This window comes from Microbulbifer sp. GL-2, assembly GCF_007183175.1.
Lineage (GTDB): Bacteria > Pseudomonadota > Gammaproteobacteria > Pseudomonadales > Cellvibrionaceae > Microbulbifer.
On sequence record NZ_AP019807.1, the window covers coordinates 59,173 to 73,033 of the forward strand.

14 protein-coding genes are annotated in these 13,861 nt (G+C 48.7%); 4 read left to right on the plus strand and 10 right to left on the minus strand.

The window, feature by feature from the left end:
* Positions 1–8 precede the first annotated feature (8 nt).
* From GL2_RS00270 to GL2_RS00285, 4 genes are all read left to right on the plus strand, one after another.
* The gene (locus GL2_RS00270; RefSeq protein WP_143728753.1) at positions 9–623 is read left to right on the plus strand and encodes a LemA family protein; all 615 of its coding nucleotides are present in this window, start codon (positions 9–11) and stop codon (positions 621–623) included.
* 19 nt (positions 624–642) lie between these two features.
* The gene (locus GL2_RS00275; protein WP_143728754.1) at positions 643–1,395 is read left to right on the plus strand and encodes a YgcG family protein; all 753 of its coding nucleotides are present in this window, start codon (positions 643–645) and stop codon (positions 1,393–1,395) included.
* Positions 1,395–2,006, plus strand: a complete 612-nt coding sequence (locus GL2_RS00280; RefSeq protein WP_232053715.1) for a TPM domain-containing protein — start codon at positions 1,395–1,397, stop codon at positions 2,004–2,006. Before GL2_RS00275 ends, GL2_RS00280 begins: the two co-directional genes overlap by 1 nt.
* Before the next feature lie 282 nt (positions 2,007–2,288).
* Positions 2,289–4,070 carry a hypothetical protein gene (locus GL2_RS00285; protein ID WP_143728756.1) on the plus strand — a complete coding sequence of 594 codons (1,782 nt, stop codon included), beginning with the start codon at positions 2,289–2,291 and terminating at the stop codon, positions 4,068–4,070.
* A gap of 179 nt (positions 4,071–4,249) precedes the next feature.
* On the opposite strand, the gene GL2_RS00290 is transcribed toward GL2_RS00285, so the two are convergent.
* The 10 genes from GL2_RS00290 to GL2_RS00330 all read right to left on the minus strand — a co-directional run bounded on the left by GL2_RS00290 (position 4,250) and on the right by GL2_RS00330 (position 13,857).
* Positions 4,250–4,393, minus strand: a complete 144-nt coding sequence (locus GL2_RS00290) for a class IIb bacteriocin, lactobin A/cerein 7B family (protein WP_143728757.1) — start codon at positions 4,391–4,393, stop codon at positions 4,250–4,252.
* Positions 4,394–4,434: 41 nt separating this feature from the next.
* Positions 4,435–5,088, minus strand: a complete 654-nt coding sequence (locus tag GL2_RS21780) for an ATP-binding cassette domain-containing protein (RefSeq protein WP_232053716.1) — start codon at positions 5,086–5,088, stop codon at positions 4,435–4,437.
* Entirely contained in the window at positions 5,013–6,620 is a 1,608-nt protein-coding gene (locus tag GL2_RS00295) for a peptidase domain-containing ABC transporter (RefSeq protein WP_232053717.1), read from the minus strand. The genes GL2_RS21780 and GL2_RS00295 overlap by 76 nt, the downstream gene beginning before the upstream one ends.
* Positions 6,578–7,825 carry an HlyD family secretion protein gene (locus GL2_RS00300; RefSeq protein ID WP_143728758.1) on the minus strand — a complete coding sequence of 416 codons (1,248 nt, stop codon included), beginning with the start codon at positions 7,823–7,825 and terminating at the stop codon, positions 6,578–6,580. The genes GL2_RS00295 and GL2_RS00300 overlap by 43 nt, the downstream gene beginning before the upstream one ends.
* A gap of 525 nt (positions 7,826–8,350) precedes the next feature.
* Positions 8,351–9,280 carry an outer membrane protein gene (locus GL2_RS00305; protein ID WP_232053718.1) on the minus strand — a complete coding sequence of 310 codons (930 nt, stop codon included), beginning with the start codon at positions 9,278–9,280 and terminating at the stop codon, positions 8,351–8,353.
* Positions 9,281–9,534: 254 nt separating this feature from the next.
* Positions 9,535–11,019 carry a lysine--tRNA ligase gene (gene lysS / locus GL2_RS00310; protein ID WP_143728759.1) on the minus strand — a complete coding sequence of 495 codons (1,485 nt, stop codon included), beginning with the start codon at positions 11,017–11,019 and terminating at the stop codon, positions 9,535–9,537.
* A gap of 72 nt (positions 11,020–11,091) precedes the next feature.
* A protein-coding gene (gene prfB, locus GL2_RS00315) for a peptide chain release factor 2 (RefSeq protein WP_143728760.1) occupies positions 11,092–12,187 on the minus strand; the annotation gives its coding sequence in 2 pieces (ribosomal slippage) (positions 11,092–12,114 and positions 12,116–12,187; 1,095 coding nt in all).
* A gap of 97 nt (positions 12,188–12,284) precedes the next feature.
* Positions 12,285–12,680: a MerR family DNA-binding protein gene (locus GL2_RS00320; RefSeq protein ID WP_143728761.1), complete on the minus strand. Its 396-nt coding sequence runs from the start codon at positions 12,678–12,680 to the stop codon at positions 12,285–12,287.
* Between the two features lie 62 nt (positions 12,681–12,742).
* On the minus strand, positions 12,743–13,195 hold the full coding sequence (locus tag GL2_RS00325; RefSeq protein WP_143728762.1) for a hypothetical protein: 453 nt from the start codon (positions 13,193–13,195) through the stop codon (positions 12,743–12,745).
* A 32-nt stretch (positions 13,196–13,227) separates the two neighbouring features.
* Positions 13,228–13,857, minus strand: coding sequence for a LysE family translocator (locus GL2_RS00330; RefSeq protein WP_143728763.1), 630 nt, complete (start codon positions 13,855–13,857; stop codon positions 13,228–13,230).
* Positions 13,858–13,861: the final 4 nt, after the last annotated feature.

Consider the following 13,861-nt stretch of genomic DNA (forward strand, 5'->3'; position numbering starts at 1 on the left):
TATTCCGCATGCCCCATGCTACTGCCGGTAACCTGCCCACTTGGCACTGCGCCCTGATTTGCCTACTGGTAACCATACTCAGTGGCTGCGGCATCAACAATATCCCCACTTACGACGAACAGGTAATAGCTGCCTGGGCCCAGGTTGAAAACCAGTACCAGCGCCGTGCAGACCTTGTGCCCAACCTGGTAAAAACCGTACAGGCATACGCGGGGCATGAGCGCGAAACTCTGCAGGCGGTTACTGAAGCCCGAGCCAAAGTCAATTCAATACAATTAGACAGCAATCTACTCAACGATCCAGCCAAACTGCAACAATTTGAAGCAGCCCAGTCCCAGCTCACCAGTGCGCTATCTCGCCTCATGTTGGTCGTCGAACGCTACCCTGACCTCAAAGCCAACCAAAACTTCCTCAATTTGCAGTCCCAACTGGAGGGAACTGAGAACCGAATCAGTGTGGCGCGGCGGGATTATATCCAGGCTGTGCAACGCTACAACCGGGAAATTCGCACTTTCCCCGGAAAAATCTGGCACGGGATTCTGTACCGCGATATGCCCTTACGTGAGACATACCAGGCCACCACTGAAGGAGCCGAAGAGGCGCCGGAAGTGGATTTCCAGTAGGCAAGGTGTCAACCGACTTATGAACCGCCTCGCCCTGCCTACTTTCGCCATTGCAGCCTCATTGCTAACGATGCTGCTTTGGGCTGATATAAAACTACCAATACTAACCGGTCGTGTAATGGATAGGGAGGAGCTGTTATCCGCAGATGAGCGATACCAACTGACCGAACAAATCCAGCAGTATGAGTCGGATAGTAGCAACCAATTAGTAGTTGCAATCCTTCCTGATTTACAGGGGATCACCATAGAGGAGTACGCCAACCTGCTGGCACGCGAGTGGAAACTGGGTCACAAAGATAAAAACAACGGTATCCTGTTTTTAATAGCTCCCAATGAGCGCAAAATTCGAATCGAGGTAGGCTATGGTTTGGAGGGCGCCCTGACCGATGCCCTGGCTTCCAATATTATACAAACCAAAGTTCTACCTAAATTTCGCGTTGGCAACTTTGCCGATGGTGTTGAAGCCGGTGTGCAATCCATTATTGCGGCCTCCAAGAATGAATACGTGGCCGAGCCAATAGAAACCAAGAAAGACCGACGTATTGCTTTTTTGGTGGGATTATTCCTGATATTGGTGATGCTGCATCTGTTCAGCACCTCAGTATTCAGTTCAGCGGTACATGGGCGCAACTATAAACGTGGTCGTTTTGGAGGTTACTACGGCACCGGAGGATTTGGCGGAAGTTACTCGGGTAGTGGTGGCGGAGCAGGAGGTGGATTTAGCGGAGGTGGTGGCGGCTTTGGCGGAGGAGGCGCATCGGGAGGATGGTAATGCTCAGTAGCAGTTATCAACGCCAAGTCGCTGAGGCAATCAGGGAGGTCGAGTCCCATACCGATGCCGAGATAATGGCCGTTGTAGCGAAAGAGGCCGACAACTATCTGTATATCTCAACCCTTTGGGCTGCATTTCTCACTTTACTACTCTCTCCTTTATTTCAGTACCTGCCCTGGTGGATCAGTTACCAGCAAGCCTTCTTATTACAATGGCTACTATTTATTACTCTGACGGTTCTATTTCGCTGGCGCCCCATTACGATGAAATTAGTCCCGAAGAAGATAAAATATTGGCGCGCATCCAATCTCGCCCGCCGCCAATTTCTCGAACAAGAATTACATAGCACCAAAAATCGACTGGGCCTTTTGATTTTTGTCTGCGAGGCCGAACACTATGTAGAACTTTTGGCTGATCGTGGCCTCGCTCAACATATTACCAATGATAAATGGCAACTCATCATTGAGAGCTTCGTACAGGAAATAAAGCGGGGCAAGGCGGGAGAAGCCCTACTTTTGTGCATCGCGCAATGTGGCGATTTATTAAAAGAGGCGGCACCCTCCAGCACGGTGAAAGATGAACTACCCAACCACTTAGTTTTGCTCTATTGATCAGGGAAAATAACGGATTTAAAAAATAATAATCCGCCCTCTGGTGGATCCAGGCATGACAATTATCGATCACCTGCACAGTAGAGATATTTGCAACATTTCAACAATTTTGAAATGAGAACAGGAATTTTGACCATCTGCAACATCTATACTACCAAAGCCGGAATCAGGATACTTTTCAAACAAAAATAGAAGAGGCAGTTAAGTCATTAGCTGACACCTGCTTTTAAACAAACGATTGTGAACTTAAATTAATCTCGCTATCAAAGCTCAGGCAATGTGATGAGAGCCCACACAAAAAAAGATGATCTTACAAGTGCAATAAAAATCCTTTTGGGAATACTTTTCTTCTTTTTGAGCGCACCCTTAAGCAAGGCTGACTTCACCAGCTTTACAGGAGCGGAAACAGCACCCAACATCGCTGAAATTGACATTGATGGGGATAAACTAAGAATTAATCTCGAAATATCAGCCGCAGATGCCGGTGTGTTCTGGCCTAAAGCACCACCAACAGAGAATATCTATGAATTAGCTAAAAGTATTACAGAGCGGCAAGATCTTGCCTTTAAGCTCTACACAAATAAAAATGAAATCAGACCCAACCAATTCAGCATTCGCATTGGCGAGAGAAAACCCAGAAAATCACCTTTTGCTGGAAAAATTGACCCTCGCACAGGCATTAGAATGCCGGATCTGCCGGCAGATAAAATTATTCTTTTGACAATCGTGGAATATCCCATCAAAGGAGTGAGCCACCTAAAAATCCTTCCCCCATTGGATAATGATGGTGCAGCAGCAGTCACTATAGGCTTTACTAGCCGACACGGAAAAACTCCGATAAGCGGCTTCCACTACTTATCCCAACCTGAATCCCTCAACATAGACTGGAAAGACCCTTGGAATACCCGCTTTGAAAATCAGGGCATCAACCGTAAAAATCGCTACCCCTTAAAGTCTTTCCTCTACGTAGAGCCTCGCCAGATTCGGCATGAAATACTTCTACGTCCAAGGGACTTACTGCTATGGACTAAACAAAGCTTCAATGCCTGGCAACCACTGACTACGGAAAGACGTAATTATATTCGTCGTATTGCCTTAGACTACCTGAAAAACAAAAACCCCACCACTATCGACAATGAAACATCCCTACCAATAAGTACTGAAACCGTATTCCTCAGGGCGAACAATGTTGGCTACACACAAATAGCCGAAGATGAATCAATAGAGATCGGTTCACTACTTATTGGCTACCGGGAAAAATTCCATGTGAAAGAGTTACCACAAAGCATCAATATTGACTGGAAAATTTTTACTGACACCATAAATTCAGTCCCCACGCTTATCCAGGACCCTGCCGGTCCCTTCCCCACTCACGTTGTACCAGACTTCCCAGATATACAATGGCACAATTACTTATATGATTACCGCGCCCCCAGCAGCGATGCTGTGCCTATCGAGAATCCCAGCGCCGTAATGCCAATCGCAGTACTGTTTGCTTTTTGTGTTTCTGTCTTGCTTATCTTGACATTACGCACCCGAAAAGTGGAGGCGAAAAACAAACATCCTATTTTGTTCTACGGCATTGTGCTTATCTGTGCAGGAGCTATTTACTATGCACTTCCGGGAGAACTGCGTGTGCCTCTGCCTGGCACTATTAACAAGAAAGAACTTAGAGAAATAACAGAAACTCTACTGATAAGGCTAGCTGCCGCTTATGAGGAACCACAAACTGAAACATTAAAGATTCAACTTACCAATCTCGTCAATGGCGATAACTTCGAAAGCACTACCGCCAATCTTTCTCAAATATATCAACCATTAACTACCAGTGGCAGCTTGGGCTCATTAAAATCTATCAACAACCTAAAAATAGAGCATGTCGATCAACTATATATCAATGGGAGCACAGCATTCAGCATCACCAGCAAATGGCAAGCCATTGTGGAAGATCAAAGCTGGGGACATATGGAGCAAAAACCTAGAGAAATCCGTGCAAAAATTGAGATCATCCAATCAGACAACTATTGGAAAGTATCAGCATTTACATCTCTCTCCGTACGCTAGAAAATTAAACCTTTCGAGTAAACAATAAAAATCAAACATGAAAATAAAACGTTGAGGAAATTTCAAAGGGATACTTTCAAGATAATCAGTAACATCACCTCCAACCACCCCCCTATAAATCTACGCCCAAATGGGCGCAGATTTATTAACACGTGAATATTCTACCAATTCCGCTTAATTTATTTTGACTCCAAGGAATAGGCTGCAGATTCACTATCATTACCGCCGCCGCTTCCATTTATGATTTTATCAACAATCTTGATAATAGTTTTTATAAGGCCACCATTTACCTCTTGCATTTCTTTTACAGTTAGCTCTTTCATATGTAAAATCCTAAGTTTAAATTGAAGGTAGTTCCGTTAGGCTAAGTAACTCCAGAAAATGCACTGGATAATTCAATCCGCCTCCCTGCGGACTTGACCGTTTCCGGTCTATGGGCAACCAAAATCCTGGTTATAGCGAGCCGTTTAATATGCTCGCTAACCAGAGCTTCACTTGCAATATCCAAGTGGCTAGTCGCTTCATCCATGAACAGGATGCGTGGTGCACGATAAAGCGCGCGCGCCAGCACAATTCTTTGTTTTTGTCCGCCGCTGAGACTTGTGCCCATATCACCAACAAGTGTGTTGTACTGCATTGGCATACGCATTATTTCTTCATGAATACAGGCCATTTTTGCACAGTGAATAATATTTTGGATATCCACCTTAGATTCAAAACAGGCGATATTGTCTCCAATGGTGCCGGCAAGCAACTGATCGTCTTGCATAACGCCGGCGATCTGGCTACGGAAATATGGCAAATGATTTACGAGCAGCCCATCAATCAAAACCTCCCCTTCTGTTGGTTCCAGCAAGCCCATCAAGCATTTCAAAAGTGTTGTCTTGCCACACCCACTGGGGCCTACGATGGCAACAGTCTCGCCTGGCTCTATAGTGAAGTTCAAATTTTGAAAAACTGGCATCTCCGCTTCACCATACCGAAAGGTAAGATTGTGCACTTTAATTTTTCCTTGCAAGGGCTCAGCCTGGTCAAGATTCGCAGGCCGGTCATATCCCCCCCTATTACCTCTGCTTTGGTAAACACCATATCGGACAGACGGTCCATATGTAAGCCGAGCATTTTTAACTCTATCCACTTTGCAACTAATGTATCCATAGACTGTACAAAGCGATTCTTATAACTCATAAAGGCATAGAGCATACCGATAGTAAACACATCCCCCATAACCGCTAGTGCAGCAAAATATATCACCAGCAAATTTTCCAACCCAAATAGCAAGCGGTTAACGACATTGTAACTAATATTCCAACGGGTGATGCGAATATCCTTATTAATCACATCAACAAGATAATTATGCCATTGGCTCTGACGATCATTTTCACGCTGAAACAATTTTACGGTCTGGATAGCCCGCATAGACTCCATAAAGTGGGAATCATGCCTAGCCTGGGCAACAATTTCCTCCTCAGTTAATAAGCGCAAAGGGCGATAAAACAGTAACCTTAAAGAGGCATAAAGAAAAACCGCCAGCAGAACAATTAGCGTTAACCTTATATCGTAAAAGAACATAGCGGCGAGCGTGATCATTGCCATGATACCGTCCACTACTGCACTTACCAGGCCCGTAGTAAGCAACTCTCGCACCTTATTTAATGAGCCAAAGCGCGAAACTACATCGCCCATATGCCGAGTGGAGAAATAACTCATCGGCAGGCGAATTAGATGACGAAACAGATTGGCGGCCATTTGCACGTTGAGCCGACTGGAGATATGCAGAATCACCCATTCTCGTAAGACACTGGTACCGGCCTGTATCACCAACAATAAACCGAATCCGATGGCCAACACCAAGAGAAGGCTGTCATCACCACGCAAGATGACATCATCCACCACCGTTTGCACATAGAAAGGGGCTACTACAGCAAACAGTTGCAATAACAGAGATAATATCAACACCTGGCTCAGACTACGTTTTAGCCCACTAATGCCCGACCAAAAATGGCGTAGCTTAAGGTGCTGACGCTCCTCACCCGGCTTAAAATCTTCTGTTGGCATAAGCTCCAATGCAATACCTGTAAAATGCTTAGCAAACATTTCAGAGGTCAGCTCCCGCTCCCCCACCGCGGGATCATGAATTATAACCACATTACGCTTTACGGATTTAAGCACTACAAAGTGATTCATATCCCAATGCAGTACACAGGGGAGCTGTAACTCTTCCAGACTTTCCATTTCCAGCCGTAACGCCCTGCCAGCCAAGTGTAAGCGTGCGGCCATATCCACCAAAGTCTTGAGATTAGTGCCATGACTGGAAATATTGAAGCGGCGGCGCAGACTGGTAAGGTCCGTATCATAACCGTGAAATCCAGCAATCATAGCCAAGCATACCAACCCGCACTCGGCAGCCTCTGTCTGTAAAATGACTGGCAAATGGCGGCGAGATGAAAAACTTAGAAGTGTTTCCGGTCGCCCGTGATCTAATAGTGATTGTGAACCAACCTCCATCACAGTCGCCCCTTCAAACTGTAAATGGGTTCCAACAGCCATTCCAGCAGACTTCGCTCCGACAGCTGCACATCGGCAGACAGAGTCATACCCGGCTTAAGAGGAAAGTGCTGTCCGTATGCATTGACCGTTGATTCAGTCAGACTGGCGGTTACCTTGAAAACCGGTTCGCCCACAACAACAGGTACATGACGCAGCTCATCAGGCAGAATCACGGTATCAGATACCTCCAGCACAGTGCCGGAGTAGAGACCAAATTTCTGGTACGGGAAAGCATCGTAGCGTATTTTCACTGACTGGCCTTCAGTGAGGAAGCCTGCAGAACGCACAGATACCAACAATTGCGCATTGAGAGTGTGCCCCTCCGGTATCAGGGATAAAAGCGGAACATTAGTTTGTGCCTGCTGGCCTTCAACCACTTGCAGATTGCTCACCACTCCCGCACGGGATGCCTTGACGATATAGGCTCTCTGACCGTGCAATCTGGCAATTTGCTGGGCGAGATCAGATAGGTGCGCCCGCAACTGATCGCTGCTGTTAGCGTATTCTTCGGGAAGTAGCAGGCGATCTCTTTCAAGCTGCTGAATCTGATTGCGTAAATTTACCCGGCTTCGTGCAAGCTCCTGGCGGTCGACGTATAACTCCAGCTCTTGAGCAGTAACCACATCCATTTCTGCAGCGGCAATATGACCATTGCGCTTGAGTAGGCGGTATCGCTCAACCTGTTCCGCAATCAACGCATAATGTCGAGCTTGAAATTCCATTTGTTTTTCAAGCAACGCCAGATCCTCACTACTGGCGGCAATCCGCTGATCAATATCATACAGTCGTTGGCGATAAATCTTATCGCCTCGCTCCATCTGCACATTGACTAACTTTTTTTGACTCTCGTACTCCTCCAACAATATAGATTCGAGGTTTTTCCCATCAGCCAATATTCTATCGCCGTTCACCACCATTAAAGGCTGCCCCTTAATTACCCGATCACCTTCGCGTATCATGACTTGCTTTATAATGCCGGAGCGTTCAGCGTAAACCCTCACAACTCCTGAAGCTGGCTCCAGCCAACCAAGTACGCTTTCCTTACGAGCATAGCTGCCAACTGCAAGCCAAATAAAGACGGCGACCACCCAAATTAAAAGCAGTGTCAGAATAGCACTGTGCGAAAATCGCGGCAGGAGCAAAATCTCACCATGCAGGCGATCCACTTGCCTTTCTAAAACTTGCTGGCGAAACAATCCTGTCACCACAATTACCTTATTGCGGGTTAATTATTTTACGGCTTAATTTTTATCTTTCCGCAACAAAATTGTCAACGACATAAAGTTAAAAACATTATAACAACCGTCCCAGAAGCATCATGAAAATTAAGCTTATCATTAGATTACAGAATATAAACACACACCATACTCGCAGACAAAAATCAGGTGCATACTCAATAAGAATCCAGCACTACTAAAAGCTAAATATCTCATAAATAATTTTTATTCAAAACACGATCTCGGTTAATATTAACCGGAAAACCCCACTTGCTAATATCACCCTCAAGCGCGAACAACAAACCAATTGGTACTCTTATCAAAACCCCAACTTTTGACAATAAGGTTAAGAAAACAAACCTTTCAACTTGTCGATTTTTTGATTAGATCATAAAGGAACGAAAACAAATATACATTTCACATCAATATGTCATTTGTAAAGAGGCAGGGAGACTTTCTCTATCATCTGCTTCAAGTTATCTGGACCTTGAAAAATAGGCAATCATTAAAAAATCACCAACGCCAGGAAACCGCAATATAGGGCCCATGCTGCTCAATATCGTATACAAAACGCCCATCCGGCAGTCTGCTGGAATAGTTGATGCTGTAATACTGGTAGCCAAAGCGCAGTGATGTGGTTTCCCAAGCACGCCAGTCAATTCCGGCCAATAGGTTCCACTGTAAAACATCACCGCCAGCCCCGAAACCACCTATTTCGGTGCGTGCCGCTAGCGTGAGGCAATCATTAAGGGCAAATCCCAACCTGGTACCAACAGTTGGCTCCCACCAACTTTTGCGCCCGCCCAGGCGGTTCTGCACTTCGGGCACGGGAGCAATATCGATACCGACCTCGACCTTAACCTCCTGCCTGAGACGATTCCAGCGTACGCCAATTCCTGCATCCCAAAAGTAATGGCGGCCGCTCTTTGCAAAACGCCCATCCAACACGCGATAGACACCAAATGCAGCTAGCCACCCTTGATGGGCATCTGCATCCGCATCAATATCTACATCAACATCCAGTTGCGGATTTCTTGGCGGGCGGATTATGACTCCCTTGTCCAAATTGAGGTGTACATAATAGAGATCTGAAACCAACCCGAAACGCCCTCTCCATGCCTCTAAACGCGCAGAGAAAGCGACATTCAAAAGCTCCAGAGTTCTCTTTAAATTGAGATCAATATCTACAGTGGCCCCCGCCACTGTAGACTGCCCTTTGGTACGCAAGGGTAAGAACAGATAGGGTGTGATAGCAAAACGCCAGCCACTCTTTAGGGCTGAGACACCTAAAAATGATGGGGTATAGTGTGCAGGAGTCCTCTGAAACTGTGCGGATGTTGATGTGGTCCTTAATTTCAACGATGACGGGTATTTTAACTCCGACTGCGCCAGGGCAATATCGCTGAAAAGCACAATTACGCAGTAAAAAATTATTCGTGCCATCCAGCCTTCTATCACACCTAACTCCCAAATTATTCCATCGCCCAAAGCAGTAATAATGGTTTCGTCAACGGGTTTATTGAGAGTAGATCGTAAAAGTCACATCTTTTGCACTAGTACGATAAACGGAAGCGGGAATGCCAAATAAAGCTACGCAGGGATGGCCAGACTGAGTGGGGATGCTATGGGAAATTGCCGTCGCGCCTGGATATTGACGCGACGGCAGAACATGCTGCCTGAGCAATGCAATGATTCTATTATTCGCCTGCTTCAGGTCGCATATGCGGGAACAACAGTACGTCACGAATAGACGGAGAGTTGGTAAACAACATTACCAGGCGGTCGATACCGATACCCTCACCAGCGGTCGGCGGCAGACCGTACTCCAACGCGCGGATGTAATCGGCGTCGTAGTGCATGGCTTCGTCGTCACCCGCATCTTTTTCCGCTACCTGGGCCTTAAAACGCTCGGCCTGATCTTCAGCATCGTTCAACTCGGAGAAGCCGTTGGCAATCTCGCGGCCGCCAACGAAGAATTCGAATCGGTCGGTGACAAACGGGTTGTCATCGTTACGACGTGCCAACGGAGATACTTCAGTGGGGTACTCAGTGATAAAGGTTGGCTGGTCGAGGCGGTGCTCTACGGTCTTCTCGAAAATTTCGATCTGGACCTTACCCAGGCCCCAACTGTCTTTCAGCGGGATATCCAGCTTCTCAGCAACGGCGCGGGCGGATTCAATATTGTCGATATCGGCCGCAGTTAGTTCCGGGTTGTATTGCAGAATGGAATCAAACACAGACAGGCGCACGAACGGCTTGGAGAAGTCGTAGCTGCTGTCTTGGTATTCCACAGTGGCAGAACCCAGTACGTCCTTGCAGATACCACGCAGCATCTTCTCGGTGAGGTCCATCAGGTCGTTGTAGTCCGCGTACGCTTGGTAAAACTCGAGCATGGTGAACTCGGGGTTGTGACGCGTGGACAAGCCCTCGTTGCGGAAGTTACGGTTGATTTCGTAAACACGCTCAAAACCACCTACAACCAGGCGCTTCAGGTACAACTCCGGGGCGATACGCAGGTACATATCGATATCCAGCGCATTGTGATGTGTGACAAACGGACGTGCGCTGGCACCGCCGGGAATCACTTGCAGCATGGGCGTTTCCACTTCCATAAACTGCTGGCCATTCAGGAAGTCGCGGATGTACTCGATAACCTTGGAGCGTACGCGGAACACTTCGCGCGCTTCCGGTGTAGCGATCAAGTCTACGTAACGCTGACGGTAGCGTATTTCCTGATCGGCGATACCGTGGAATTTTTCCGGCAGCGGGCGTAGCGCTTTGGTCAGCAGGCTGTACTCTTCGCAGTTGACGTAGAGGTCGCCCTTGCCGGATTTGTGCAGGGTGCCTTTCACACCGACAATATCGCCAATGTCCCAGGCTCCGAAGCGCTCTTTGATATCTTTTTGTGCAGCTTTATCAGCGTAGAGCTGAATGCGGTCAGACACATCCTGGATCACCATAAAGGGGCCGCGTTTCGCCAGGATCCGCCCTGCTACGCACGCCCGTTTACCCAGTTCTTCCAGCTCCTCTTTCTGTTTATCGCCGAACTCAGCTTGCAGGTCGGCAGCGAGGTCCTCGCGGCGAAAACTGTTGGGGAAAGCATTGCCCTTTTCGCGCAGAGCGGAAAGCTTGGTACGGCGCTCGGCGATCAGTTTGTTTTCGTCTTGCTGGATATCAGTCATGGTGATCTATCAGTTTTGTGATTGATATTGCCCCTCATCGACGAGGGGCGCGGTGAGAGTGGAGACCTTAAATCAGAGGCCAGCTTTGAGGCTGGCTTCGATAAATTGGTCCAGGTCTCCGTCCAGTACTGCCTGGCAGTTGCTGGTCTGGACATTGGTGCGCAAGTCTTTGATACGTTGGTCATCCAACACGTAGGAGCGAATCTGGCTGCCCCAACCGATATCGGCCTTGCTGTCTTCCATGGCCTGCTTTTCTGCATTGCGTTTGAGCATTTCCTGCTCGTACATTTTTGCGCGCAGCATTTTCCAGGCTTTATCGCGGTTCTGGTGCTGGGAGCGCTCGCTCTGGCACTGCACCACGATACCCGATTCTGTGTGGGTCAGGCGCACTGCCGAATCGGTTTTATTCACGTGCTGACCACCGGCACCAGATGCGCGGTAAGTGTCTTCACGCACCTGGGATTTGTCGATCTCAATCTCGATATTGTCATCGATTTCCGGCGAGACAAATACCGAGCTGAAAGAAGTGTGACGACGGTTGCCGGAATCAAAGGGTGATTTGCGCACCAGGCGGTGTACGCCGGTTTCAGTGCGCAACCAGCCAAAGGCGTGGTCGCCTGCGAAGTGCACGGTGGCACTCTTGATACCGGCAACTTCACCGGCAGAGACCTCTTCCAGGGTGGTTTTGAAGCCGTGAGCTTCACCCCAGCGCAGGTACATGCGCAAAATCATTTCCGCCCAGTCCTGAGCCTCGGTACCGCCAGAACCCGCCTGGATGTCCAGGTACGCATTATTCTCATCGGTCTCGCCGGAGAACATGCGGCGGAATTCGAGAATACCGAGCTGCTGCTGCAGGTTTTCGATCTCTGCAGATACTTCTTCTACGGAATCCTCATCACTCTCCTCCACCGCCATTTCCAGCAGTTCGCGGCAGTCAGAGATACCAGCGTCTAGATTTTCGATGGTTGTGACAACGGTTTCCAGGGAGGAGCGCTCGCGCCCCAGCTCCTGAGCACGATTGGGGTCGTCCCAAACGCTGGGCTCGGCCAGCTCCAGCTCAACCTCGGTCAGGCGTTCTTTCTTGCTGGCGTAGTCAAAGATACCCCCTAAGAACGTCAGTGCGCTCTTCGAGGTCTTTTAATTGATTGAGAAGGGGATTGATTTCCATGAATTCTCGGTGTCCCGACAAAATAAAAGCGGCGCGCATTCTACCGCAGCGCGTGGGGGTCCTGCCAGTAACTGGCGAGGAGAAATCGACCGAATATCTAACCTGGGGCTTGACCGGATAACTGATCCAAGATCGCACACTGTGGTGAGTCATTACCGGCACAACTTTCCTCAAATGCCTGCAGGGTTGTGCGCATTTCGAGTAATTGCCGAAGCTTCTCTTCTAATTGCGAAAGTTTTTCACTGACCAGTTGCTTCGTTTCCCGGCTACGGCGGCCGGGATTATCGCGCAGCTCCAGCAATGCTCGTATTTCCCCGATAGAAAAACCATTGACTCTGGCCCGCTGGATAAAGCGCAGGGTCTCCACATCGCCCATAGTGTATTTGCGGTAACCGTTGGGTCCGCGAGCCGGGACCACCAGACCGATCGCCTCATAGTGGCGCAGGGCTTTGCTACTGAGACCCGAGTTGTGGGCTGCCTGGGATATATTCACTGCGAATACTTAAAATTACTCCGGGAATAACCAGCTATCGTACAGAGCCTTAACAACAAGTCCTAAGCACTATTGTCCCGGCACGCGGAAAACTGGTATTGCACCTGCTCGGCAGGGTCGAAACCCAATTCAAGAGCGGCATCCAAAGCATCCATACCAACGAGATGCAGCAATATGTCTCCCGTCGGGGCACCGCATACCGCCGGATACATCCGGTCAGTACGCACACCACAGCGGGACTCCTGCACTGCAATGCCATTTTCACGCAACTTTGCCAGGCTCTGCTGCAAAGTCATGCCTCCACTCTCACATTGTTTGCGCCCGCTTTTGCGATAAACCCACACCAGCACCCCCGGTTTAGGAGCAGGAGAGCTTGGGGTCACTCCCGGCTGGGTGGAGCCAGGGATGTTTTCTACCTGATTCTCCATTGCCTTTTCCTCCTTAGCCCCACCACAAGCTGCCATAGCCAATACCAAGGTCAGTGTTATCAACGCGGACAATGTTGTTTTCACCATCAAACTTCCTCCATAAAGCGAAGACTGCCGGCTCAGGATAATGCCAGCCAGGCTCCGACCAGCAACATTAATGTACCGGAGATGCGATTAATCAGGCGCACATTTTCTGCGCGTTGCAGCAGGCGGCTGAGCACCTGACCACCCCCAGCGTAAATCAGTAAACACAGGGTTTCCAGCAGCAGTATGATGGAAACCAACACAGAAAGTTGCGGCGCCAACGGCTTACTCTGGTCGATAAAAGGCGGCAACAGGGCAACAAAGAACGCCCACCCCTTGGGGTTGGCCACAGCAGTCACAAAGCCCTGCGCCATCAGCGTTTTCGCCGAAGGTCGCGCACGCACTTCCCCCTGCCCCTTTTCCTCGAGAATGGCCAACCGCCCCTGCGAGCACCACATTTGCACGCCCATCCAGGCAAGGTAGGCTCCCCCGCAATATTTGAAGGCCTGGAATACAGCGGGGTATTGAACCATCAACACTGCGGCCCCAAGCACTGCAGCCAGGGCCACCAAAGCCACCCCCGCTAACTCACCAATCATCATCCATAGGGTATGACGCACCCCTACAGTAATTCCCAGGCTGAGCGCCAACATCATGCATAGCCCCGGCGTCACCGAGGCAAAAAAACTGGCCGGGATAAAAAGTGCGAGTACAGACAGCTCCATTGCA